This window comes from Pantoea sp. BRR-3P (assembly GCF_039621635.1).
Classification (GTDB): domain Bacteria; phylum Pseudomonadota; class Gammaproteobacteria; order Enterobacterales; family Enterobacteriaceae; genus Pantoea; species Pantoea floridensis.
Map to the genome: position 1 here is coordinate 2597560 of NZ_CP155066.1, position 20211 is coordinate 2617770.

Annotated in this window: 19 protein-coding genes; 14 read left to right on the top strand and 5 right to left on the bottom strand. The window is 53.7% G+C overall.

Features of this window, described 5'->3' with window-relative positions; all coding sequences use genetic code 11:
- The first annotated feature begins 272 nt into the window (after positions 1-272).
- From trxB to infA, 5 genes are all read left to right on the top strand, one after another.
- Complete coding sequence (gene trxB, locus AAGR08_RS12080; protein ID WP_345826977.1) at positions 273-1238, top strand: thioredoxin-disulfide reductase; 966 nt, start codon at positions 273-275, stop codon at positions 1236-1238.
- Positions 1239-1383: 145 nt separating this feature from the next.
- On the top strand, positions 1384-3153 hold the full coding sequence (gene cydD, locus AAGR08_RS12085; RefSeq protein WP_345826978.1) for a cysteine/glutathione ABC transporter permease/ATP-binding protein CydD: 1770 nt from the start codon (positions 1384-1386) through the stop codon (positions 3151-3153).
- Positions 3153-4883 carry a cysteine/glutathione ABC transporter ATP-binding protein/permease CydC gene (gene cydC / locus AAGR08_RS12090; RefSeq protein ID WP_345829906.1) on the top strand — a complete coding sequence of 577 codons (1731 nt, stop codon included), beginning with the start codon at positions 3153-3155 and terminating at the stop codon, positions 4881-4883. The genes cydD and cydC overlap by 1 nt, the downstream gene beginning before the upstream one ends.
- Before the next feature lie 33 nt (positions 4884-4916).
- Positions 4917-5609 carry a leucyl/phenylalanyl-tRNA--protein transferase gene (aat, locus tag AAGR08_RS12095; protein ID WP_345826979.1) on the top strand — a complete coding sequence of 231 codons (693 nt, stop codon included), beginning with the start codon at positions 4917-4919 and terminating at the stop codon, positions 5607-5609.
- Between the two features lie 346 nt (positions 5610-5955).
- Positions 5956-6174 (top strand): translation initiation factor IF-1, encoded by a 219-nt coding sequence (gene infA, locus AAGR08_RS12100; protein WP_002211347.1) that lies wholly within the window; start codon positions 5956-5958, stop codon positions 6172-6174.
- A 90-nt stretch (positions 6175-6264) separates the two neighbouring features.
- Here the strand turns inward: infA and clpA are convergent, their stop codons facing one another.
- Positions 6265-8544, bottom strand: coding sequence for an ATP-dependent Clp protease ATP-binding subunit ClpA (gene clpA / locus AAGR08_RS12105; protein ID WP_097094380.1), 2280 nt, complete (start codon positions 8542-8544; stop codon positions 6265-6267).
- A 55-nt stretch (positions 8545-8599) separates the two neighbouring features.
- Positions 8600-8920, bottom strand: coding sequence for an ATP-dependent Clp protease adapter ClpS (gene clpS, locus AAGR08_RS12110; RefSeq protein WP_007887621.1), 321 nt, complete (start codon positions 8918-8920; stop codon positions 8600-8602).
- A gap of 323 nt (positions 8921-9243) precedes the next feature.
- Here clpS and cspD point away from each other — a divergent pair, with 323 nt between their 5' ends.
- Positions 9244-9471 (top strand): cold shock-like protein CspD, encoded by a 228-nt coding sequence (gene cspD, locus AAGR08_RS12115; protein WP_007887624.1) that lies wholly within the window; start codon positions 9244-9246, stop codon positions 9469-9471.
- Positions 9472-9561: 90 nt separating this feature from the next.
- On the opposite strand, the gene AAGR08_RS12120 is transcribed toward cspD, so the two are convergent.
- Positions 9562-11202, bottom strand: coding sequence for an ATP-dependent endonuclease (locus tag AAGR08_RS12120; protein WP_097094381.1), 1641 nt, complete (start codon positions 11200-11202; stop codon positions 9562-9564).
- A gap of 137 nt (positions 11203-11339) precedes the next feature.
- Between AAGR08_RS12120 and AAGR08_RS12125 the strand changes: the two genes are divergently transcribed.
- From AAGR08_RS12125 to ltaE, 3 genes are all read left to right on the top strand, one after another.
- Positions 11340-12236: a lysine exporter LysO family protein gene (locus tag AAGR08_RS12125; RefSeq protein ID WP_097094382.1), complete on the top strand. Its 897-nt coding sequence runs from the start codon at positions 11340-11342 to the stop codon at positions 12234-12236.
- A gap of 111 nt (positions 12237-12347) precedes the next feature.
- Positions 12348-14069, top strand: a complete 1722-nt coding sequence (gene poxB / locus AAGR08_RS12130; RefSeq protein ID WP_345826980.1) for a ubiquinone-dependent pyruvate dehydrogenase — start codon at positions 12348-12350, stop codon at positions 14067-14069.
- A 67-nt stretch (positions 14070-14136) separates the two neighbouring features.
- Entirely contained in the window at positions 14137-15138 is a 1002-nt protein-coding gene (ltaE, locus tag AAGR08_RS12135) for a low-specificity L-threonine aldolase (RefSeq protein WP_345826981.1), read from the top strand.
- 57 nt (positions 15139-15195) lie between these two features.
- On the opposite strand, the gene AAGR08_RS12140 is transcribed toward ltaE, so the two are convergent.
- Together AAGR08_RS12140 and AAGR08_RS12145 are read right to left on the bottom strand one after the other, a co-directional pair.
- Positions 15196-16020 (bottom strand): N-acetylmuramoyl-L-alanine amidase, encoded by an 825-nt coding sequence (locus AAGR08_RS12140; RefSeq protein ID WP_097094385.1) that lies wholly within the window; start codon positions 16018-16020, stop codon positions 15196-15198.
- Positions 16020-16340 carry a heavy metal-binding domain-containing protein gene (locus AAGR08_RS12145; RefSeq protein WP_097094386.1) on the bottom strand — a complete coding sequence of 107 codons (321 nt, stop codon included), beginning with the start codon at positions 16338-16340 and terminating at the stop codon, positions 16020-16022. Before AAGR08_RS12145 ends, AAGR08_RS12140 begins: the two co-directional genes overlap by 1 nt.
- A 108-nt stretch (positions 16341-16448) precedes the next feature.
- On the opposite strand from AAGR08_RS12145, the gene AAGR08_RS12150 reads away from it, so the two are divergent.
- The 5 genes from AAGR08_RS12150 (at position 16449) to artM (ending at position 20095) form a co-directional block, all read left to right on the top strand.
- A complete protein-coding gene (locus AAGR08_RS12150) occupies positions 16449-16988 on the top strand; it encodes a lipoprotein (RefSeq protein WP_345826982.1) in 540 nt (179 codons plus the stop codon).
- 239 nt (positions 16989-17227) lie between these two features.
- Positions 17228-17956 carry an arginine ABC transporter ATP-binding protein ArtP gene (artP, locus tag AAGR08_RS12155; RefSeq protein WP_097094388.1) on the top strand — a complete coding sequence of 243 codons (729 nt, stop codon included), beginning with the start codon at positions 17228-17230 and terminating at the stop codon, positions 17954-17956.
- A 15-nt stretch (positions 17957-17971) separates the two neighbouring features.
- Positions 17972-18703: an arginine ABC transporter substrate-binding protein gene (gene artJ / locus AAGR08_RS12160; RefSeq protein ID WP_345826983.1), complete on the top strand. Its 732-nt coding sequence runs from the start codon at positions 17972-17974 to the stop codon at positions 18701-18703.
- Positions 18704-18709: 6 nt separating this feature from the next.
- Positions 18710-19423, top strand: a complete 714-nt coding sequence (gene artQ, locus AAGR08_RS12165; protein ID WP_345826984.1) for an arginine ABC transporter permease ArtQ — start codon at positions 18710-18712, stop codon at positions 19421-19423.
- Positions 19424-19426: 3 nt separating this feature from the next.
- A complete protein-coding gene (artM, locus tag AAGR08_RS12170; RefSeq protein WP_008102451.1) occupies positions 19427-20095 on the top strand; it encodes an arginine ABC transporter permease ArtM in 669 nt (222 codons plus the stop codon).
- The last annotated feature ends 116 nt before the right edge of the window (positions 20096-20211 follow it).

Below are 20211 nucleotides of genomic sequence, written 5' to 3' on the forward strand. Positions count from 1 at the left end.
GCAAAAGCGCAGGCGATTGTCAAAGTAAAACATCCAAATTCAGTACAAGATGCCAGATAGAGATCTGGGTTGCTGTTTTTAAATGAGAATTTTTATGCTGCTGCACCACTAATTGCCGAGCATTGCCCCCTTTTAGCGCAACGCGCGTGCAGAATCTCCGCTCATCGTCTACGCCATTTGCAGTGATTGTTAACAAAATTGCTGAAACCTTTTTTTGCAGCGTTAATTTCCCTACAATCAAAAACTATGTTGTCAAAAATATTGAGGAACGTATGAGTACGGCCAAACACAGTAAGCTGCTCATTCTGGGCTCCGGTCCTGCCGGTTATACCGCTGCGGTTTATGCAGCGCGCGCTAATCTGAACCCGGTTTTAATTACCGGACTGGAAAAAGGCGGCCAGCTCACCACCACTACCGACGTAGAAAACTGGCCGGGCGATCCCAACGACCTGACGGGGCCAGCGCTGATGGAACGCATGCAAGAGCATGCCGAAAAGTTCAACACCGAGATCATTTTTGACCATATTCATACCGTTGATCTACAGAACCGCCCGTTCCGTCTGGTGGGAGATAGCGGAGAATACACAGCGGACGCGTTGATCATTGCGACAGGCGCATCAGCACGCTATCTCGGCTTACCGTCTGAAGAGGCCTTCAAAGGTAAAGGCGTCTCAGCCTGCGCCACCTGCGATGGTTTCTTCTATCGCAATCAGAAAGTTGCCGTGATAGGCGGGGGTAACACCGCGGTTGAGGAAGCCCTCTATCTGGCAAATATCGCTGCTGAAGTACATCTGATTCACCGGCGCGATAGCTTCCGCGCCGAAAAAATTCTCATCGATCGTCTGATGGAAAAAGTACGCAGTGGCAATATCGTTTTGCACACCAACCGTACACTCGACGAAGTGGTTGGCGATCAAATGGGCGTAACGGGGGTAAAACTGCTGTCGACGCAAGGCGAGGCATCAGAGTCCCTCGACGTCGCGGGACTCTTTGTCGCCATCGGCCACAGCCCAAATACTGCGATTTTTGATGGTCAGCTGGATTTAGAAAATGGCTATATCAAAGTGCAGTCCGGCTTGCACGGCAATGCCACGCAAACCAGTATTCCTGGGGTGTTCGCTGCCGGTGATGTTATGGACCATATCTATCGTCAGGCGATCACTTCCGCTGGCACCGGTTGTATGGCAGCACTGGATGCCGAACGTTTCCTCGATGGCTTGGTTAAAAACGATAAGTAAGTTGTTAATAACCTGATCATAATCGCTACGAGGCGGCCAGTTTTGGTCGCCTTTTTTGTTACCTGCATGCTACAGTTCAGGCGCCCGACATTGCTGGGTTTTCATCCGGGATTCACATCTCTTTTGAGTTACCAAACGGCATCGCATGAACAAATCACGGCAACAAGAACTTCTCCGCTGGCTTCGTCAGCAACGGCATCATGGTGCGCGCAGCTTACGCGTGGCTTCACTGTTGGGTTTTGCTGGCGCATTAGTGATTATCGCGCAAGCCTGGCTACTGGCGTCGCTTTTACAAAATCTGATTGTGGCGCAACAGCCTCGCGCAACGCTTCTCAACGATTTCCTGCTATTACTGCTGTGCTTTGTTCTACGAGCAGGTTTGCACTATGCACGCGAAATGGCAGGGCATCGTGCTGGCGTCGCGATTCGTCGTGCGCTACGTCAGCAGGTGCTGGATCGGCTCAGTGCATTAGGTCCTGCCTGGATACAGGGCAAGCCCGCTGGTAGCTGGGCTACACTGCTGCTCGAACAAATCGAAGAGATGCAGGAATATTACGCGCGCTATTTGCCGCAAATGTCACTCGCTGTCTTTATTCCGCTGGCCATTTTGATTGCCCTATTCCCAATCAATTGGGCAGCCGGGCTGATTCTACTCGTGACCGCACCGCTCATTCCGCTGTTTATGGCAATGGTCGGTATGGGGGCAGCGGATGCGAATCGTCGTAACTTCCTGGCCCTGGCAAGGCTTAGCGGCGATTTCTACGATCGTTTGCGGGGTCGTGAAACGCTGCGCCTGTTCCATCGTGCCGCCGCCGAAGAACAGGCAATCGCCAATAGCACTACAGATTTCCGCCAGCGCACCATGGAAGTGTTGCGCCTGGCTTTCCTCTCTTCCGCCGTGCTGGAGTTTTTCGCTTCTCTGGCGATAGCGGTCGTGGCGGTCTATTTCGGCTTCTCCTATCTTGGCGAATTAAATTTTGGTCATTACAGTACCGGCGTTACGCTCTTTGCCGGATTCCTGGCGTTGATTTTGGCACCGGAGTTTTTCCAACCCTTGCGCGATTTAGGCACCTTCTATCACGCTAAAGCCCAGGCGATTGGTGGAGCAGATGCGCTGGATCAGTTTCTCCGCGAAAGCCCCGATGCCGCTACTGAACAAGATTCGACTGTGCTTTCCCTCGCTGCACCGCTGGTGATACAGGCGAAGAATTTGGTCGTGATGACCGCCAGAGGTGAAGCATTATCGCAGCCGCTGAATTTCACCCTTGCTGCCGGTAAGCGTGTCGCTTTGGTAGGACAAAGCGGTGCCGGGAAAACGGCGTTGATGTACGTACTGCTCGGCTTCCTGCCTTACCAGGGTTCTCTGTGGATAAATGGTCAGGAACTGCGGGAGATCAATCGCGATAGCTGGCAACACCATCTCGCATGGGTAGGACAAAATCCGCATTTACCTGCCTTAACGCTGCGTGAAAACTTGCTGCTGAACAACCATGTGGATGACGTCACGCTTAAAGCTGTGCTTCAGAAAGCGGGAGTAACTGAGTTTTTAGACCGTCTGCCACAAGGATTAGATACCGTTCTGGGCGATGGAGGAATTGGCCTTTCCGTTGGTCAGGCGCAGCGTGTTGCTGTTGCGCGTGCGCTACTTAAACCCGCGCAACTATTGCTGCTTGATGAGCCCGGATCTGGCCTTGATAGTCAAAGTGAACAACACGTTATCAACGCATTACACGAGGCGGCAACACAACAGACCACGCTCATGATCACCCATCAACTTAACGATCTGGAGAACTGGGACGAAGTGTGGGTCATGCAGGCGGGGCAGTTGATCCAGCAAGGTCATTGGCAGCAGTTGATTGCACAGGATGGACCGTTACGCCAAATGGTTAAACATCGTCTGAAGGAGATCGCATGATGAACAGCTTATTGCCCTTTCTGCGTCTTTTTCGTCGTCACCCGTGGCGACTGGGACTTGGCATTATTCTCGCGATCGTCACCTTACTCGCTAGCATTGGACTACTAACGCTATCAGGCTGGTTTCTCGCCGCATCTTCCCTGGCGGGTGTCGCTGGACTTTACAGCTTCAATTACATGCTGCCTGCCGCAGGCGTGCGAGGCGCGGCTATCACGCGGACGGCAGCACGCTATTTTGAGCGTTTGGTAAGCCATGATGCCACCTTCCGCGTACTACAACATTTACGGGTATTCACCTTCAGCAAACTTATTGCGTTGGCACCTGAACAGTTAGCGCGTTTTCGTCAGGGTGAATTACTGAACCGCTTCGTCAGCGATGTGGATACGCTGGATCACCTTTATCTGCGGGTGATCTCCCCCCTGGTTGGCGCAGCCGTCGTCATCGTGGTCGTCACCTGCGGTTTAGCCCTGCTGGATGTCCCGTTAGCACTGCTGTTGGGAGGCGTCATGCTACTTACGCTGCTACTTATGCCACCGCTTTTCTGGCGTTTAGGTACGGCATCTGGACATCAAATTGCGCAACATCAATCCCGCTGGCGCATGCAATTAACACATTGGCTTACCGGATTATCTGAGCTGAAGATCTATGGCGCAGCGCAGCTATGGCGCAAACATCTCAATCTAGAAGAGTTCCGCTGGCAACAGGCACAACGCCGGCAGCATCGTTTGCAGGCGCTGGCGCAAAGTCTGTTAATGCTGATCAGTGGAGCTACGGTCACGCTTCTGCTGTGGATTTCTGCCAACGGCGTAGGCGATAATTCTGCTCCAGGTGCACTGATTGCGCTGTTTGTATTCTGTGGATTAGCGGCCTTTGAAGCCCTTGCACCGGTTGCCGCCGCCTTTCTGCCTCTGGCGCAGGTGAGCGGCGCTGCACAGCGCGTGCAGGAGATCATTGAACAACCCGCAGCCATTCGTTTCCCCAGCGTTAAGGTTGAAAGCGCTGCGGGTATTCACTTAAAACTGGAAAACATCTGCTTCAGCTATCCGCAACGTCCAGAACCCGTATTACAGCATTTCTCCTTATCACTTCGTGCTGGCGAACATGTGGCACTCCTTGGGCCGACTGGCTGCGGCAAATCGAGTCTGTTAGCCCTGATTACCCGAGGATGGGAAGCACAACGAGGCTCAATCACGTTGAATGACATCGCGCTGGCTGATTGGGATGAAGCAACGTTGCGAAGCCGCATTAGCGTCGTTACGCAGCGCGTACATTTGTTCAGCCAAACATTGCGCGATAATTTGTTGCTGGCCAAACCAAACGCCACTGATGAGCAGTTAGTTGAGGTGCTGCATCACGTTGGTTTGCCACAGCTTGTCGAACAGAGCGAAGGTTTGAATGCATGGATGGGTGATGGCGGCCGACCGCTATCCGGCGGCGAAATGCGTCGCCTGGCGATTGCTCGTGCATTGCTGCACGATGGCGATTTATGGTTACTCGATGAGCCCACCGAAGGTTTGGATGCCAGCACCGAACAGCAGATTCTTGCGCTGTTGCGGCACGTGAGCAGCGGTAAAACGTTGATTATGGTGACGCATCGCTTGACCGGTTTAGACGCAATGGATCGTATTTGCGTGATGGATCAGGGGCAGATTGTTGAATCCGGTACCCACGCCGAATTAATCTCAAAAGCAGGCCGCTACTGGCGTTTCCATCAGCGCTTTACGCTATAGTCTTAGCCAACAGCACTGAGTGTGATTAATGCAATGAGACTGATACAGCTTTCACGGGATTCATTAAATTTCCCCCCCCCTGAAATGGCACTGCGCGAGCCAAATGGATTATTGGCGATGGGCGGCGATCTCTCCCCTGCCCGTTTAATGAATGCTTATCAGCGTGGCATTTTCCCGTGGTTTTCTCCTGGCGATCCCATACTTTGGTGGTCGCCGGATCCTCGCGCAGTGATGTTGCCGGAATCATTCCATCTCAGCCGCAGTATGGCGCGCTTCCATAAGCGATCGCCTTATCGTGTCACCATGAATCATGCCTTTCCTCAGGTGCTGGAAGGCTGCGCCAGCAATCGCCAGGAAGGTACCTGGATCACTTTTGAAGTGAAACGCGCCTGGTTACGTTTATACGAATTAGGCCATGCGCATTCGATTGAGGTGTGGAACGATCAGCAACTGGTAGGTGGCATGTATGGATTGGCGCTGGGACAAATCTTTTGCGGCGAGTCGATGTTTAGCCGCCAGGAAAATGCCTCAAAAACTGCGCTTTGGGTGTTCTCGCAGCATTTTCTTGCTCATCATGGGCGGTTAATAGATTGCCAGGTACTGAATCCGCATACTGCCTCGCTGGGAGCGGTTGAAATCCCCCGTGTCGATTACTTACAGTACGTGCAAACGCTGGCGTGGCAACCCGTTTTAGATCATTGCTGGCAAACACAAACCCTTTTTTGACATTGCTCCCAGATGTTTTGCACACAATTCCCGACAAAAGTGATACAATAAGCGAGTTTGGTATGTCGTCCGCGCTTCGCTGTGGCGAGCCGGAATTGCCAGGTTGGGAATCTCACACATTTCCCGAAGCTGTTTTGATTGTGCACCTGATGCCGATTGCTACAGATTCTTAGCCCGCTAATCCCCCGCAGACGTCAAAAAACACCCTAATTTATCCGTACTGCACGCGCAACGGCGCGACGCACGGCGAAGCGTTGGCAAAATCATCAACGGTTCTTTACATAAATCATGGAATTCGGCATTATCTTGCCGGTTCAACAGTTTGGTAGTACACCCAGAGGATTCGATGGCCAAAGAAGACAATATTGAAATGCAAGGTACCGTACTGGATACGTTACCGAACACCATGTTCCGCGTAGAGCTTGAAAACGGGCACGTGGTTACCGCTCATATCTCCGGTAAAATGCGCAAAAACTACATCCGCATCCTGACGGGCGACAAAGTGACTGTCGAGTTGACCCCGTACGACCTGAGCAAAGGCCGCATTGTCTTCCGTAGTCGCTAAGTAACTGTTCACACCTCGCGTTGGTTACCTTTATTTAGCGCGAAAAAAAGGCCGGATTCGCATCCGGCCTTTTTCATATCTACGCCACAATCAGTGAACGGTACCTTCGGTTTTACGTTTTTCCGCACTCAGGAAATGATAAGTAAGCTGGTTTTTCTCTTTATCCAGCGCGACTGACACCGATCCACCATCAACCAGCGAACCAAACAGCAGTTCATTCGCCAACGGTTTCTTCAGATTTTCCTGGACGGCACGTGCCATCGGACGCGCACCCATCGCTTTGTCATAACCTTTATCAGCCAGCCAATCTCGCGCATCATCACTCACTTCAAGCGATACGCCCTTAGCATCCAGCTGGGCCTGCAACTCGACGATAAATTTGTCCACTACCTGATGAATCACCTCCTGTGACAGGTGACGGAACCAAATAATGTTATCGAGACGGTTGCGGAACTCTGGCGTAAAGATCTTTTTAATCTCTTCCATCGCGTCTGTGCTGTTGTCCTGATGAATCAGGCCAATCGACTTACGTTCCGTTTCACGCACGCCAGCATTGGTGGTCATCACTAGCACCACGTTGCGGAAATCTGCTTTGCGGCCGTTGTTATCGGTCAGCATACCGTTGTCCATCACCTGCAGCAGCAGGTTGAACACATCCGGGTGTGCTTTCTCGATTTCATCCAGCAACACCACAGCATGTGGATGCTTAATCACCGCATCGGTCAGCAAACCACCCTGATCGAAGCCGACGTAACCCGGAGGTGCACCGATCAAACGGCTAACGGTGTGACGCTCCATATACTCGGACATATCAAAACGCAGCAGCTCAATGCCCAGCGCTTTTGCCAGCTGAACCGTGACTTCGGTTTTACCCACACCCGTAGGTCCAGCAAACAGGAACGAACCCACCGGCTTACGATCCTGCCCCAAGCCTGCTCGGCTCATTTTGATTGCTTCAGTTAGTGCTTCAATCGCATTATCCTGACCAAACACCAGCATCTTCAGGCGATCACCGAGGTTTTTCAGCGTATCACGATCGGTTTGTGACACGCTCTGCTCGGGAATACGTGCAATACGCGCCACCACCGTTTCAATATCAGAGACATTGACCGTTTTCTTACGCTTACTCACCGGCACCAAACGCGCACGCGCACCAGCTTCATCAATCACGTCAATTGCCTTATCGGGCAGATGACGATCGTTGATATATTTCACCGCCAGCTCCACCGCCGCACGCACCGCTTTCGCGGTATAGCGCACGTCATGATGCGCTTCGTACTTCGGCTTCAGACCATTGAGGATCTGCACGGTCTCTTCCACAGAAGGCTCGGTGATATCGATCTTCTGGAAACGACGCGCCAGCGCACGATCTTTCTCAAAGATGTTGCTGAACTCCTGATAAGTAGTTGAACCCATCACGCGGATTTTACCGCTGGAGAGCAATGGCTTGATCAGGTTTGCCGCATCCACCTGGCCACCCGATGCCGCACCGGCACCGATAATGGTATGGATTTCGTCAATAAACAGGATGCTATTGCTGTCCTGTTCCAGCTGTTTCAGCAGCGCTTTGAAGCGTTTTTCAAAATCACCCCGATATTTAGTACCGGCCAGCAGCGAGCCGATGTCGAGAGAGTAAATGGTGCACTCTTTCATCACCTCAGGCACGTCGCCCTGCACAATACGCCAGGCAAGACCTTCAGCAATCGCGGTTTTACCTACGCCCGATTCGCCCACCAGCAGCGGGTTATTCTTACGACGACGGCATAATACCTGTACGGCACGCTCCAGCTCTTTATCGCGGCCGATCAGCGGATCGATTCCGCCGACACGAGCAAGCTGATTAAGATTGGTGGTGAAGTTTTCCATACGATCCTCCCCGCCTGCTTGCTCTTCGTTAACCGGATTCTCCGCATTGTTCTGCGGCTGGCCGGGTTCATCTTTACGCGTACCATGGGAGATGAAGTTCACCACATCGAGACGGCTCACTTCGTGTTTCCGTAGCAGATAAGCCGCTTGTGACTCCTGCTCGCTGAAAATCGCGACCAGCACATTGGCGCCGGCGACTTCGCTGCGACCGGAGGACTGGACGTGGAATACTGCACGCTGCAGCACACGCTGGAAGCTGAGCGTAGGTTGGGTATCGCGCTCCTCTTCAGTGGCTGGCAGCACCGGTGTGGTTTGTTCGATGAAGGCTTCGAGTTCCTGACGCAGAGCCACGATATCCACCGAACAGGCTTCCAGTGCCTCTCTGGCCGACGGGTTACTGAGCAATGCCAGCAACAGATGCTCGACGGTCATAAACTCATGACGGTGCTCGCGCGCTCTGGCGAAAGCCATGTTTAAACTGAGTTCCAGTTCTTGATTGAGCATTTGGCACCTCCCACAATTATCGCTCTGACAACCTATTTCCTATATGGAGATGGTCTCAGGCTTTTTCTAGCGTACACAGCAACGGATGTTCATTATCTCGTGCGTAATTGTTCACCTGGGCTACTTTGGTCTCCGCCACTTCTGCAGTGAATACACCACAGATTGCTTTTCCATGGTAGTGAACTTTCAACATCAGCTGCGTTGCACGTTCAATATCATAAGAAAAGAACTTTTGCAGAACGTCAATAACAAATTCCATAGGTGTATAATCGTCATTATTCAGAATGACTTTATACATTGAAGGCGGCTTTAACCCTTCGCGTACTTTATCTTCGGCGAGATGTTCAAAATTAAGCCAGTCGTTTGTGTTTGCCATAATGTTCCGTCGAAATTCTGCGTTACGGTTGTGCACATTTCTGCGCCCATTCCTAAAGTTTAACATGCCTGTCAAGCCGGCTTTTACTTGCTAAAAAGTGGCCCTAAAAGCACATGCGCGACCTGTATCACAAAATTTGCAATAGCGTTAACTGCCTCAAATTTTGATGAATTTATCCCCATCCGCCAGGGCCGTTTGCTTGACGATAAGGTCCGTTTCTCTACATTCTACTAACACAAGCTGATTGAGTTTTAAACAAGCTCGACTCACAGCTTCAATGACCTCACCTACTTATCAAAATGTCTTGCGAGGGAAGTAAAAGCATGGAGACGGGTACAGTAAAATGGTTCAACAACGCCAAAGGCTTCGGTTTTATCTGTCCGATTAGCGGCGGCGACGATATCTTCGCACACTACTCCACGATCCAGATGGAGGGATACAGAACGCTGAAAGCTGGCCAGCAGGTTCAGTTTGATGTCCATGAAGGACCAAAAGGCAATCACGCCAGCTTGATAGTGCCCTGTGAAGCCACGCAAGCCGCGGTCGCTTAACGCGCATGCTGTTTCACGTATTCTGACCACTCCCGAAAAAAAATGCCAGCCGCAGACGCTGGCATTTTTATTTGGCGAACTCCGCCTTCCTTAATCTGCTCGACCACGCGCTAACCACATTACGCGGGAAAACAACTGTTCAAGCAGAGGCGGGATGGCGCCAGGCCCACGTTCTGCCGCGGCCATGGCAACGGCAATCGCTAACTCAGGCTTTGAGCTGTGTTGAATCGCTTTAGTAATAATACGCCGCGGATTCATGGGGACGTTTAACGGCAGGTGCGCCATTTGATGATAAATATCGCTAAAACCCTGCTTGTAGAGAAAATGTTCAATGTCCGGTGCCGGAAATTGTGTGAGATGTTCCTCTTCGCGACCGTGCGAAGGGAGCTGACTGCGGGCGGTAGCAGCATATTTGCTGCCCGCCTGATCTCCATCGGTGAGAACATGCCAGGCGATGCCCATTCGTTGGGCAAACTTCAGTAAAGGCTTAAGACCCGACTGCGCAAACTCAATCACTTTTACGCCTTCCGCCGCAAAGTGATAGCCGTGTTGCCGTGCCAGTTCATTAATGATCCACACTTCCGTTTCGCCCTCCACCAAAAGCCAGCAGCGGGCAAAGAGCGCGGAGGGACGATTAACACGAATATGAAAACCGATGCGACGACTCTCTTCAGCACTCAAGCCTTCAGGACCAATGCGCCATGCCGCCACGCGGGTAGGTTCACGCACCAGGCGACACACGTTCTCCAGCGGTACTTGCGAAAGCAGTTCACCCGAGTTGGTGGTCGCAATTTTTTGGAGTGGCATCAGCTCCAGTAAATTCCACGCCACTGACAGCATAATAGGATGCAGCCGCGTTTCAGGATCTTCCACCAACAGCAGCGGGTGCGCACCCGCGGGCAGCGCCTCGTTACCGTGTGCCTGAATAAGTAATGAAAACATGCGCAGCAAAATCACCTGACGGCTCCGCGATTCCGTGCCCGCAATAAGATGGTTGAGCTTGTCGAGTGAGCGCCAACCCTGGCTCCCCTCCCGCATTTCCGGGGCAACCCTTACCGCGCTACTACTTGATTGCTGCACCAGAAAATAGTGCTCCAGCAGTTGCTGCATGGTGTGTAATCCCTGCCGAAGAAGATCATCACTGAGAGTCTGCGGCCGCACGACCAAATCTCGCGTCAGTTTTTCCACTTCCTGCGCTAACGCTGTCAGCGTTGTGGCACGATATTCAGCGTCGTGTTCAGTATGCCGGGCCCGGCGGCCAAACCGCGCATCACGTAACCGCAGCACCGGATAATAAGCGCGCAGGTGTGCCAGCGCTGCGTCGGTGCCCGGCATGGGTAACACATCACCGCGTTGATCGATAAAACGCCACGAGGTTTTTACCCCCTGATCCTGACGTTTAGCGCGCGTACTAAAACGGATAAAGCGTCCCTGCTCATCGCGCTGCCAGAAGGGCTGAAACACAGCGTCTTCCTCGTTGCTCTGGGCGCGAAAACAAAATATCAGCTGCAACTGCCGCATGCGGGCATCCACATCGCCAGGCGGGAAATGAAAGTCGTGCTCGGTGAATTGATAAGGTTCAGCGGCCGGTGCCAGCAATAGCGTCAGCGCGTCCAGCAGGCTCGATTTACCCCAGGCATTTTCCCCAATCAACAAATTGGTAGCGGTGAGCGGCAATGACAGCCGATTAATACCGCGAAAACCGTGAATTTCGATATGTTCCAGAATCATCATACAATCCATCCGCTGCTTTGCCTGAGCATGGTCCGCCGCGTGGCGTTGGTCAAGTCAGTACCGGGGGAAAAGGTTTACACTTCAACTGTTTTTCGCTAGCGTGGCAACCCTTCACACATGGATAGAAACCCAACATGTACGGATTGATCATCATCCTTTTGCCGCTGATTCTCGGCTACCTGCTGCCGCTGCGGAATACCACCCTTTTGCACGCCGTCGCCCGCACATTAAGTGCGCTGGTGTATATCATTCTGTTCTTCATGGGCACCAGCCTGGCCTTTCTGGATAACCTCAGCAGCAATTTGCTCACTATTTTCCACATCGCGCTCGTCAGCATGATGAGCATTCTTGCCTGTTCGCTGCTGGCTTTGTGGCTACTGGAACGACGCTGGCCGTGGCATCATCAGCACAAACCCCAGACGCTGCCGTCGCGCCTGCATATGGCACTGGAATCACTCAAGCTTTGCGCATCGGTGCTGGCGGGTTTTCTTCTGGGGTTGAGCCAATGGGATCCGCTGCGTCACGCCACCACCATCAGCGAATATGCTTTAATGCTGATGCTGTTGCTGGTCGGTATTCAACTGCGCAGCAGCGGTATGACGCTGCGTCAAATCACCCTTAACCGTCGCGGGATGGTGGTGGCAATGGTGTCGCTATGCAGCGCGCTGTTTGGCGGCATCCTTGCCGCATTTCTGCTGGATTTGCCGATCAAAACCGGTCTGGCGCTGGCGAGCGGTTTTGGCTGGTATTCGCTTTCAGGGATTTTGATCAGCGAATCGTTCGGCCCGGTGGTGGGTAGTGCGGCCTTCTTTAACGATCTATTACGTGAACTGATCACCATAATATTCATCCCGCTGTTGATCACCCGCCAGCGCAGCATGACGCTGGGACTGAGCGGCGCAACCTCAATGGATTTCACCCTGCCAATCCTGCAACGCACCGGTGGTATAGAAATTGTCCCGGCTGCGATTGTGCACGGTTTTATTATGAGCCTGCTGGCCCCTATCCTGATTGCGCTTTTCTCAGCCTGAATAGTGAAGCGCATTTTTTCACGGCTGCGCCCCAGCGACATCGTCTACGCTTTCTGACTGACACGTTTCCGCCATCGGCATGGATGGCTCAACACCAGAAAGGAGCAAACGATGAAGCAAACTGTGGCCTCACTGCTGGCGAAAACACTCGAAAGCGCTGGCGTAAAACGCATCTGGGGCGTCACCGGTGACTCGCTCAACGGGCTAAGCGATAGCCTGAATCGTATGGGAACCATCGAATGGATGCCCACACGCCATGAAGAAGTAGCCGCCTTTGCGGCCGGCGCTGAAGCGCAAATCAGCGGTGAACTGGCGGTGTGCGCCGGTTCCTGTGGTCCGGGCAACCTGCATTTAATTAATGGTTTGTTTGATTGTCACCGCAACCACGTCCCGGTGCTGGCGATTGCCGCGCATATTCCCTCCAGCGAAATTGGTAGCGGCTACTTCCAGGAAACCCATCCGCAAGAGCTGTTCCGCGAGTGTAGTCATTACTGTGAACTGGTCTCCAATCCAGAGCAGCTGCCGCAGGTGCTGGGTATTGCGATGCGTAAAGCGATTCTCAATCGCGGCGTGTCGGTGATTGTGATCCCCGGCGATGTCGCGCTGCAGCCTGCGCCGGAAAGCGCACGTAGCGAATGGTATCCGCCTCAGCTGCCGCATGTGGTGCCGTCCGCCAGCGAAGTGGCGCGCTTAGCCGAAACGCTGAACGCGGCGGAAAATATCACCCTGCTGTGCGGCAGCGGTTGCGCCGGTGCGCACGCTGAAGTGGTTAAGCTGGCGGAAACGCTGAAAGCGCCGGTGGTGCATGCAATGCGCGGTAAAGAGCACATTGAATACGATAATCCTTATGATGTCGGCATGACCGGCCTGATCGGCTTTTCGTCCGGCTTCCACGCGATGATGAACGCCAACACGCTGGTGCTGCTTGGAACACAATTCCCCTACCGCGCGTTCTATCCTGCGGATGCCAAAATCATTCAGATTGACATCAATCCTGGCAGTCTCGGCTCGCACAGCCATGTCGATATGGCACTCGTCGGCGATATCAAAACGACCCTGCATGCACTGCAACCGCAGCTCACCAGCAAAACCGATCGTCAGCATCTGGACAAAGCACTGGAGCATTATGTCGATGCGCGTAAAGGGCTCGACGAGCTGGCAACCGCCAACGATAAACTGCCGATTCACCCGCAGTATCTGGCACAGCAAATCAGTGAATATGCCGATGATGACGCCATCTTTACCTGCGACGTGGGTACGCCTACCGTGTGGGCAGCGCGCTATCTGAAGATGAACGGTAAGCGTCGCCTGATTGGCTCGTTCAATCACGGTTCAATGGCCAACGCCATGCCCCAGGCATTAGGCGCACAAGCGCTGAATAAGCAGCGTCAGGTGGTTGCGCTATGCGGGGACGGTGGATTTAGCATGCTAATGGGTGATTTCATTTCAGTGGCACAGCTGAAACTGCCGGTGAAACTGGTGATTTTCAATAACAGCGTGCTGGGCTTTGTGGCGATGGAGATGAAAGCCGGTGGCTATCTCACCGATGGCACCGATCTGGAGAACCCGGATTTTGCCGCCATTGCCGCCGCCTGCGGCATTAAAGGTATCCGTGTGGAGAAAGCCTCCGAACTGAACGGCGCGCTGCAGGAAGCCTTTGCCCATGATGGTCCGGTGCTGATTGACGCGATTACCGCGAAGGAAGAGTTGTCGATGCCGCCGCAGATCAAAGCCGAACAGGCCAAGGGATTCAGCCTGTACATGATGCGCGCCATTCTGAATGGGCGCGGTGATGAGATCGTGGAGCTAGCGAAAACCAACTGGTTAAGGTAAAACAATTCAAGCCAAATATGATGATAACGCGGGCGCTTCGCCCGCTTTTTTATTTCAGGAGAGCGACGTGATCGATTTACGCAGTGATACCGTAACCCGCCCCAGTGCCGCCATGCTGGATGCCATGATGGCGGCCGAAACCGGCGATGATGTCTACCGTGATGATCCTACCGTTCACGCACTGGAAGTTGAAGCCGCACGTTTGAGCGGCAAAGCCGCTGCCCTGTTCTTCCCAACCGGTACGCAAGCGAATCTGGTTGCGCTGCTGTGTCACTGCCAGCGCGGAGATGAATACATCGTTGGCCAGCAGGCGCACAACTACAAATATGAAGCCGGTGGCGCAGCGGTACTTGGCAGCATTCAGCCCCAGCCGATTTTGCACGCTGAAGATGGATCACTGCCGCTGGCCGACGTGGCTGCCGCCATCAAACCCGATGATTTCCACTTCGCCCGTACGCGCCTGTTGAGCCTGGAAAATACCCATCACGGTAAAGTACTGCCGCTGAGCTATCTGGAGCAGGCGTGGAAATTCACCCGCGAGCGTAAGCTGGCGCTGCACATTGATGGCGCCCGTATTTTTAACGCCGTGGTGGCGCAGAATGTTGCGCTGGAAGCGATTGCGCGCTATTGCGACACCTTAACTATTTGCCTGTCAAAAGGCCTTGGTACGCCGATCGGTTCGCTGCTGTGTGGCAGTGAAGCCTATATTGAAGAAGCGCGCCGCTGGCGCAAAATGACCGGCGGCGGCATGCGTCAATCCGGCATTCTGGCCGCAGCGGGGCTGTATGCATTAAAGCATAATGTGGCGCGTCTTAAGGACGATCATGATAACGCTGCGTGGCTGGGCGAGCAGCTAAGCGCCATCGGCGTTGAGGTGGTCAATCAGCACACCAATATGCTGTTTGTGAAAGTGCCGGCAGAGAACGTTGAAGCACTGAAGAGCTGGATGCAATCGGGCGACGTGCTCATCAGCGTCGGGCCGGTAACGCGCATCGTGACGCATCTGGATGTCAGCCGTGAGGATCTGCAACGGCTGGTGGCGCACTGGCAGGCATTCCTGCAGCAGTAAATCCTGGTACGCATCAATGCTGCAAGGGTCGCCAATGATGGCGCCCCTTGCACTACATCACTGCGCCGCACCGTACTTCGCTAATAACGCGCGGGCAATCGCCAGAGTTTCGGCATCGGCGCTACCGCGATAATCACGCGGGCGGAAATGCATCTGAAACGCCGCAATCAGCTTGCGCTGCATCTGTGGCGTTGTCGCTGCCGAGACATCGTAACCATAGCGCTGCAGCGCATCCAGTAATTCTGCTTGATCCACTGCGTCTTCCGCTGCACGACCATACAGATAACGCTTTACCGTTCCGGGCTCTGGCCAGGCACCCAGGCCATGTTCCGCCAGCTGCTGCCAGGGAAAAAGTGGCCCCGGATCTTGCTTGCGCTGCGGCGCAATATCGCTGTGACCCACCACATTTTCCGGCGTGATACCATAGCGCTGGGTAATATCTTGCACCAGCGCTACCAGCGCACTGATTTGCGTCGGAGTGAAAGGCTGCCACTGTAACCCCGTTAGGGTACGGCGGTAGCCGCTATTAACCATTTCAATGCCAATCGAGGTGTCATTGATGCGCGTTGCGCCGCGCCAGAAGCTGGGCCCCGCATGCCAGGCTAACTGGCTCTCCGGCACCAGTTGCCAGATCACGCCCTGGCCTTTTTTCTGCGGAGGATGCTGCGGAATCAGGTAATGCGCGCTAACTTCACGATCGGTCAGCGTTGCCAGTGAACTGGAAAAATCCTCAGCGGTGTAATGAATGACCACCACTTTAATGCGCGGCCGCGCGCCCTGGGCTGGATGAGCGGTATCCACCCAATACCCGTGACGCGCTTCAATCGATGAGTGACAAGCGCTCAACAATAGCGCCATCACCAGCAGGACCACTCCGCGCATTAGCGAATAATCACGGCTGTGCCGGTAACGCTCACCATCAACATGCTGCCTTCTTTACCTACCGTTTCGTAGTCAATATCGATACCTACCACCGCATTGGCGCCAAGCGCTTTGGCCTGCTCTTCCAGCTCTTGAAAGGCGATCTGCCGCGCTTTGCGCAACTCTTTTTCGTAAGCCCCCGAGCGCCCACCCACGATATCGCGGATACCCGCGAAGAAGTCGCGGAAGATATTGGCCCCCAGAATCGCTTCCCCAGCGACGACACCGCAATATTCACTGATGCTGTGCCCTTCCAGCGTTGGCGTAGTGGAAAACTTCATCAACTTCTCCTTTTCTGAATCAGCGAGTTATAGCTCTTACGGCGTAAAAGCAAGGCTATACTCTATGCTAAAAATGGCGCTTTGCCAGTGAACAATAAGGAAATCGAGATGAGAACCCATGCCTTTGCGCTGCTTATTCCCGCGGCGTTGCTGCTAAGTGCTTGTACCACCGTTGAACCGGTCATTAAGGATAATGGCCCGCGCACCGCGGCCTGTATTGATGGCGGCCCGGATAGCGTGGCGCAGCAGTTCTACGATTTACGCGTCAGCCAGCCAACGCAGGGCTTACCGGATAGCACCCAGCTGGCGAAATACCGCCCTTACCTGAGCGATCGTTTGTATCAGAAACTGCTGAGTGCCAGCAGCCAGAACCCGAAACCGGCGGCGTGGACCAGCGGCGACCTGTTCTCCAGCCTCGCGCAAGGCCCGACGTCGGCCGATGTGGCCAGCGCCTCTTCCATTCCTAATCGCGACGCGCGCAATATCCCGCTGCGCGTGGATTTGAGTCGCGACGATAAAAAGTGGCATGACGAAGTACTGATGATCCACGAAGGCACCTGCTGGGTGGTTGATGACGTGCGTTATGTCAGTGATGTACCGCACGTCAATGGCGGTTCATTGACGCAGCTGCTGGAAGCGAAAAAGTAGTCGTTCACTTTTCCAGCACTCAGTTCTAATGATTAGCGCGCCGCATCCTTGCGGCGCTTTTTGTTTATATTTTGTGAACTACATTCGCCTCCTCAGCCCTTACCCGCCGTGAGTGGCGCGATAATGTGCTACGCTTTGGGAGTTTTACTGCTGTTAAATAAATTTTAACCCACCGCAATTGCATAACTATTCTGGTGACGTTAAGATTCACGACACTAATTACTATTCATTTTTTGCGCATGAGTATTCAACTAAACGCCATAAACTGTTTTTACGGTGCCCACCAGGCACTGTTCGATATCAACCTGGCTTGTCCGCAGGGAGAAACGCTGGTGTTGCTCGGCCCGAGTGGCGCGGGTAAAAGTTCGCTCCTGCGCGTCCTTAATTTGCTGGAGCAGCCGCGCTCCGGCAGCCTGCACATTGCCGGTAACCAATTTGATTTCGCCAAGCCACCTTCTGACAGCGCCATTCGTGAACTGCGCCAGAATGTCGGCATGGTGTTTCAGCAATACAATCTGTGGCCGCACCTTACCGTGGTGCAAAACCTGATTGAAGCGCCCTGCCGCGTGCTCGGCCTCAGCAAGGATGCCGCGCGTGCGCGTGCTGAAAAGCTGCTGGATCGCCTGCGTCTGACGCCCTATGCAGATCGCTTTCCGCTGCACCTTTCTGGCGGTCAGCAGCAGCGCGTCGCCATTGCGCGTGCGCTGATGATGGAGCCGCAGGTGCTGCTGTTCGATGAGCCAACTGCCGCGCTCGACCCGGAAATCACCGCCCAGATCGTGAGCATTATTCGTGAGCTGGCACAGACCAACATCACGCAAGTGATCGTGACACATGAAGTGGAAGTGGCGCGTAAAACCGCCAGCCGCGTGGTGTACATGGAAAACGGTCATATTGTTGAGCAAGGCGATGCCAGCCACTTTACACAGCCGCAAACCGACGCGTTTGCTAATTATCTTTCGCATTAAGTCAGGATGCTTCTAATGAAAAAAGTTGTACTTGCTGCATTACTTGCTGGTCTGAGCCTGAGCGCTTCTGCTGCGCAGACGCTGCGTTTCGCTACTGAGGCTTCTTATCCTCCCTTTGAGTTTGTCGATACCGATAACAAAATTCAGGGCTTTGACGTCGATCTGGCGAACGCGCTATGTAAAGAGATGGATGCCACCTGCACCTTCACTAACCAGGCCTTCGACAGCCTGATTCCGAGCCTGAAATTTCGTCGTTTTGACGCGGTAATGGCCGGAATGGACATCACGCCAGACCGCGAAAAACAAGTGCTGTTCTCCAAGCCTTACTACGATAACTCTGCCATCTTCATCGCGCAGAAAGGCAAAGTGGCAGACGTAGCCGCGCTGAAAGGCAAACGTGTTGGCGTGCAGAATGGCACCACGCATCAGAAATACCTGTCTGACAAGCACAGCGACATCACCGTCGTTCCTTACGACAGCTACCAGAATGCGGTGCTGGACCTGAAAAATGGTCGTATCGATGCCGTCTTCGGTGATACTGCCGTCGTGAATGAGTGGCTGAAACAGAACACCAATCTTGCACCGCTGGGTGAGAAAGTCACCGACAAAGAGTACTTCGGCACCGGACTGGGCATTGCCGTACGTCAGGGCAACACTGAGCTGCAGGGCAAGTTCAACGCCGCGCTTGAGAAGATCAAAGCGGACGGCACCTACAAAACCATCTACAGCAAATGGTTCCAGCAGTAATTTCAAATGAATGAAATGATTCCACTCGCAAGCGCCGCCGGCATGACCGTCGGCCTTGCCGTTTGTGCACTGATCGCCGGCCTTGTGCTGGCGATGATTTTTGCTGGCTGGGAATCGATGCGCTGGAAACCGCTGGCGTGGATTGGTACTGGCCTGGTGACACTGATTCGTGGCCTGCCGGAAATTCTGGTGGTGCTGTTTATCTATTTCGGTGCATCACAGCTGCTGCTCACCCTGTCCGATGGCTTCCACATTAATCTTGGCCTGTTCAACATCCCGGTGCAGGTGCAGATCGAGAACTTCGACGTCAGTCCCTTCCTGTGTGGCGTGATTGCGCTGGCGATGCTCTATTCCGCCTATGCGTCACAAACCCTGCGCGGCGCGCTTAAAGCGGTGCCGGTAGGACAATGGGAATCGGGCCAGGCGCTGGGCATGAAAAAATCGGCAATTTTTCTGCGCCTGATTATGCCGCAGATGTGGCGTCACGCCTTACCTGGCCTCGGTAACCAATGGCTGGTGCTGCTGAAAGATACGGCGTTAGTCTCGCTGATCAGCGTTAACGATTTGATGCTGCAAACCAAAAGCATTGCCACGCGCACGCAAGAACCTTTTACCTGGTATTTGGTGGCGGCGGCGATTTATTTGATTATTACCCTGTTCAGTCAGGCAGTGCTGCGCCGTATTGAATTGCGCACCACGCGTTTCGAGCGGGGGGCCTAACGCATGCTGGATTATTTACCCGAGCTGCTTAAAGGGCTGCATACCAGCCTAACGCTGACCGTGGCCTCGTTGATTGCTGCGCTGGTGCTGTCCGTGCTGTGCACCATTGTACTGGCACTCAAAGTCCCGGTACTGAATTGGCTGGTGAAAGGCTATATCACGCTGTTTACCGGCACGCCGCTGCTGGTACAGATCTTCCTGATTTATTACGGACCCGGACAGTTCCCCAGCATCCAGAATATTCCGTGGCTGTGGCATCTGCTGTCGCAACCCTGGCTGTGTGCGCTGCTGGCGCTGTCGCTTAACAGTGCCGCCTACACCACCCAGCTGTTTTACGGTGCGGTGCGCGCCATTCCATCCGGTCAATGGCAATCCTGCGCTGCGCTGGGAATGAATCGCAAAGACACGCTGCGTATTCTGCTGCCGTACGCCTTCAAGCGCGCCCTTTCGTCTTATTCCAACGAAGTGGTGCTGGTGTTTAAAAGTACTTCACTGGCCTACACCATTACGCTGATGGAAGTGATGGGGCACGGGCAGCTGCTGTATGGCCGCACCTACGATATCTCGGTGTACGCTGCCGCGGGCCTGATCTATCTGGTGGTTAACGGTTTGCTGACGCTGATGATGCGCCTGGTAGAGAAGCGCGCGCTGGCGTTTGAACGTCGCAACTGATGTACCAAGCGGGTGCAAATTAACGCACCCGCCCAATGATATCTTTAAGCAAAAATATTGCATACAAATTCATTTACTGGCATCGTGTAACCCGTTCCGTCTCTGGCATGGTTTAC

Excerpts from the sequence above, each read along its gene's own strand:
- trxB (WP_345826977.1), top strand. The coding sequence starts at position 273 with ATGAGTACGGCCAAACACAGTAAGCTGCTCATTCTGGGCTCCGGTCCT.
- cydD (WP_345826978.1), top strand. The coding sequence starts at position 1,384 with ATGAACAAATCACGGCAACAAGAACTTCTCCGCTGGCTTCGTCAGCAA.
- cydC (WP_345829906.1), top strand. The coding sequence starts at position 3,153 with ATGAACAGCTTATTGCCCTTTCTGCGTCTTTTTCGTCGTCACCCGTGG.
- aat (WP_345826979.1), top strand. The coding sequence starts at position 4,917 with ATGAGACTGATACAGCTTTCACGGGATTCATTAAATTTCCCCCCCCCT.
- infA (WP_002211347.1), top strand. The coding sequence starts at position 5,956 with ATGGCCAAAGAAGACAATATTGAAATGCAAGGTACCGTACTGGATACG.
- clpA (WP_097094380.1), bottom strand. The coding sequence starts at position 8,544 with ATGCTCAATCAAGAACTGGAACTCAGTTTAAACATGGCTTTCGCCAGA.
- clpS (WP_007887621.1), bottom strand. The coding sequence starts at position 8,920 with ATGGCAAACACAAACGACTGGCTTAATTTTGAACATCTCGCCGAAGAT.
- cspD (WP_007887624.1), top strand. The coding sequence starts at position 9,244 with ATGGAGACGGGTACAGTAAAATGGTTCAACAACGCCAAAGGCTTCGGT.
- AAGR08_RS12120 (WP_097094381.1), bottom strand. The coding sequence starts at position 11,202 with ATGATTCTGGAACATATCGAAATTCACGGTTTTCGCGGTATTAATCGG.
- AAGR08_RS12125 (WP_097094382.1), top strand. The coding sequence starts at position 11,340 with ATGTACGGATTGATCATCATCCTTTTGCCGCTGATTCTCGGCTACCTG.
- poxB (WP_345826980.1), top strand. The coding sequence starts at position 12,348 with ATGAAGCAAACTGTGGCCTCACTGCTGGCGAAAACACTCGAAAGCGCT.
- AAGR08_RS12140 (WP_097094385.1), bottom strand. The coding sequence starts at position 16,020 with ATGCGCGGAGTGGTCCTGCTGGTGATGGCGCTATTGTTGAGCGCTTGT.
- AAGR08_RS12145 (WP_097094386.1), bottom strand. The coding sequence starts at position 16,340 with ATGAAGTTTTCCACTACGCCAACGCTGGAAGGGCACAGCATCAGTGAA.
- AAGR08_RS12150 (WP_345826982.1), top strand. The coding sequence starts at position 16,449 with ATGAGAACCCATGCCTTTGCGCTGCTTATTCCCGCGGCGTTGCTGCTA.
- artP (WP_097094388.1), top strand. The coding sequence starts at position 17,228 with ATGAGTATTCAACTAAACGCCATAAACTGTTTTTACGGTGCCCACCAG.
- artJ (WP_345826983.1), top strand. The coding sequence starts at position 17,972 with ATGAAAAAAGTTGTACTTGCTGCATTACTTGCTGGTCTGAGCCTGAGC.
- artQ (WP_345826984.1), top strand. The coding sequence starts at position 18,710 with ATGAATGAAATGATTCCACTCGCAAGCGCCGCCGGCATGACCGTCGGC.
- artM (WP_008102451.1), top strand. The coding sequence starts at position 19,427 with ATGCTGGATTATTTACCCGAGCTGCTTAAAGGGCTGCATACCAGCCTA.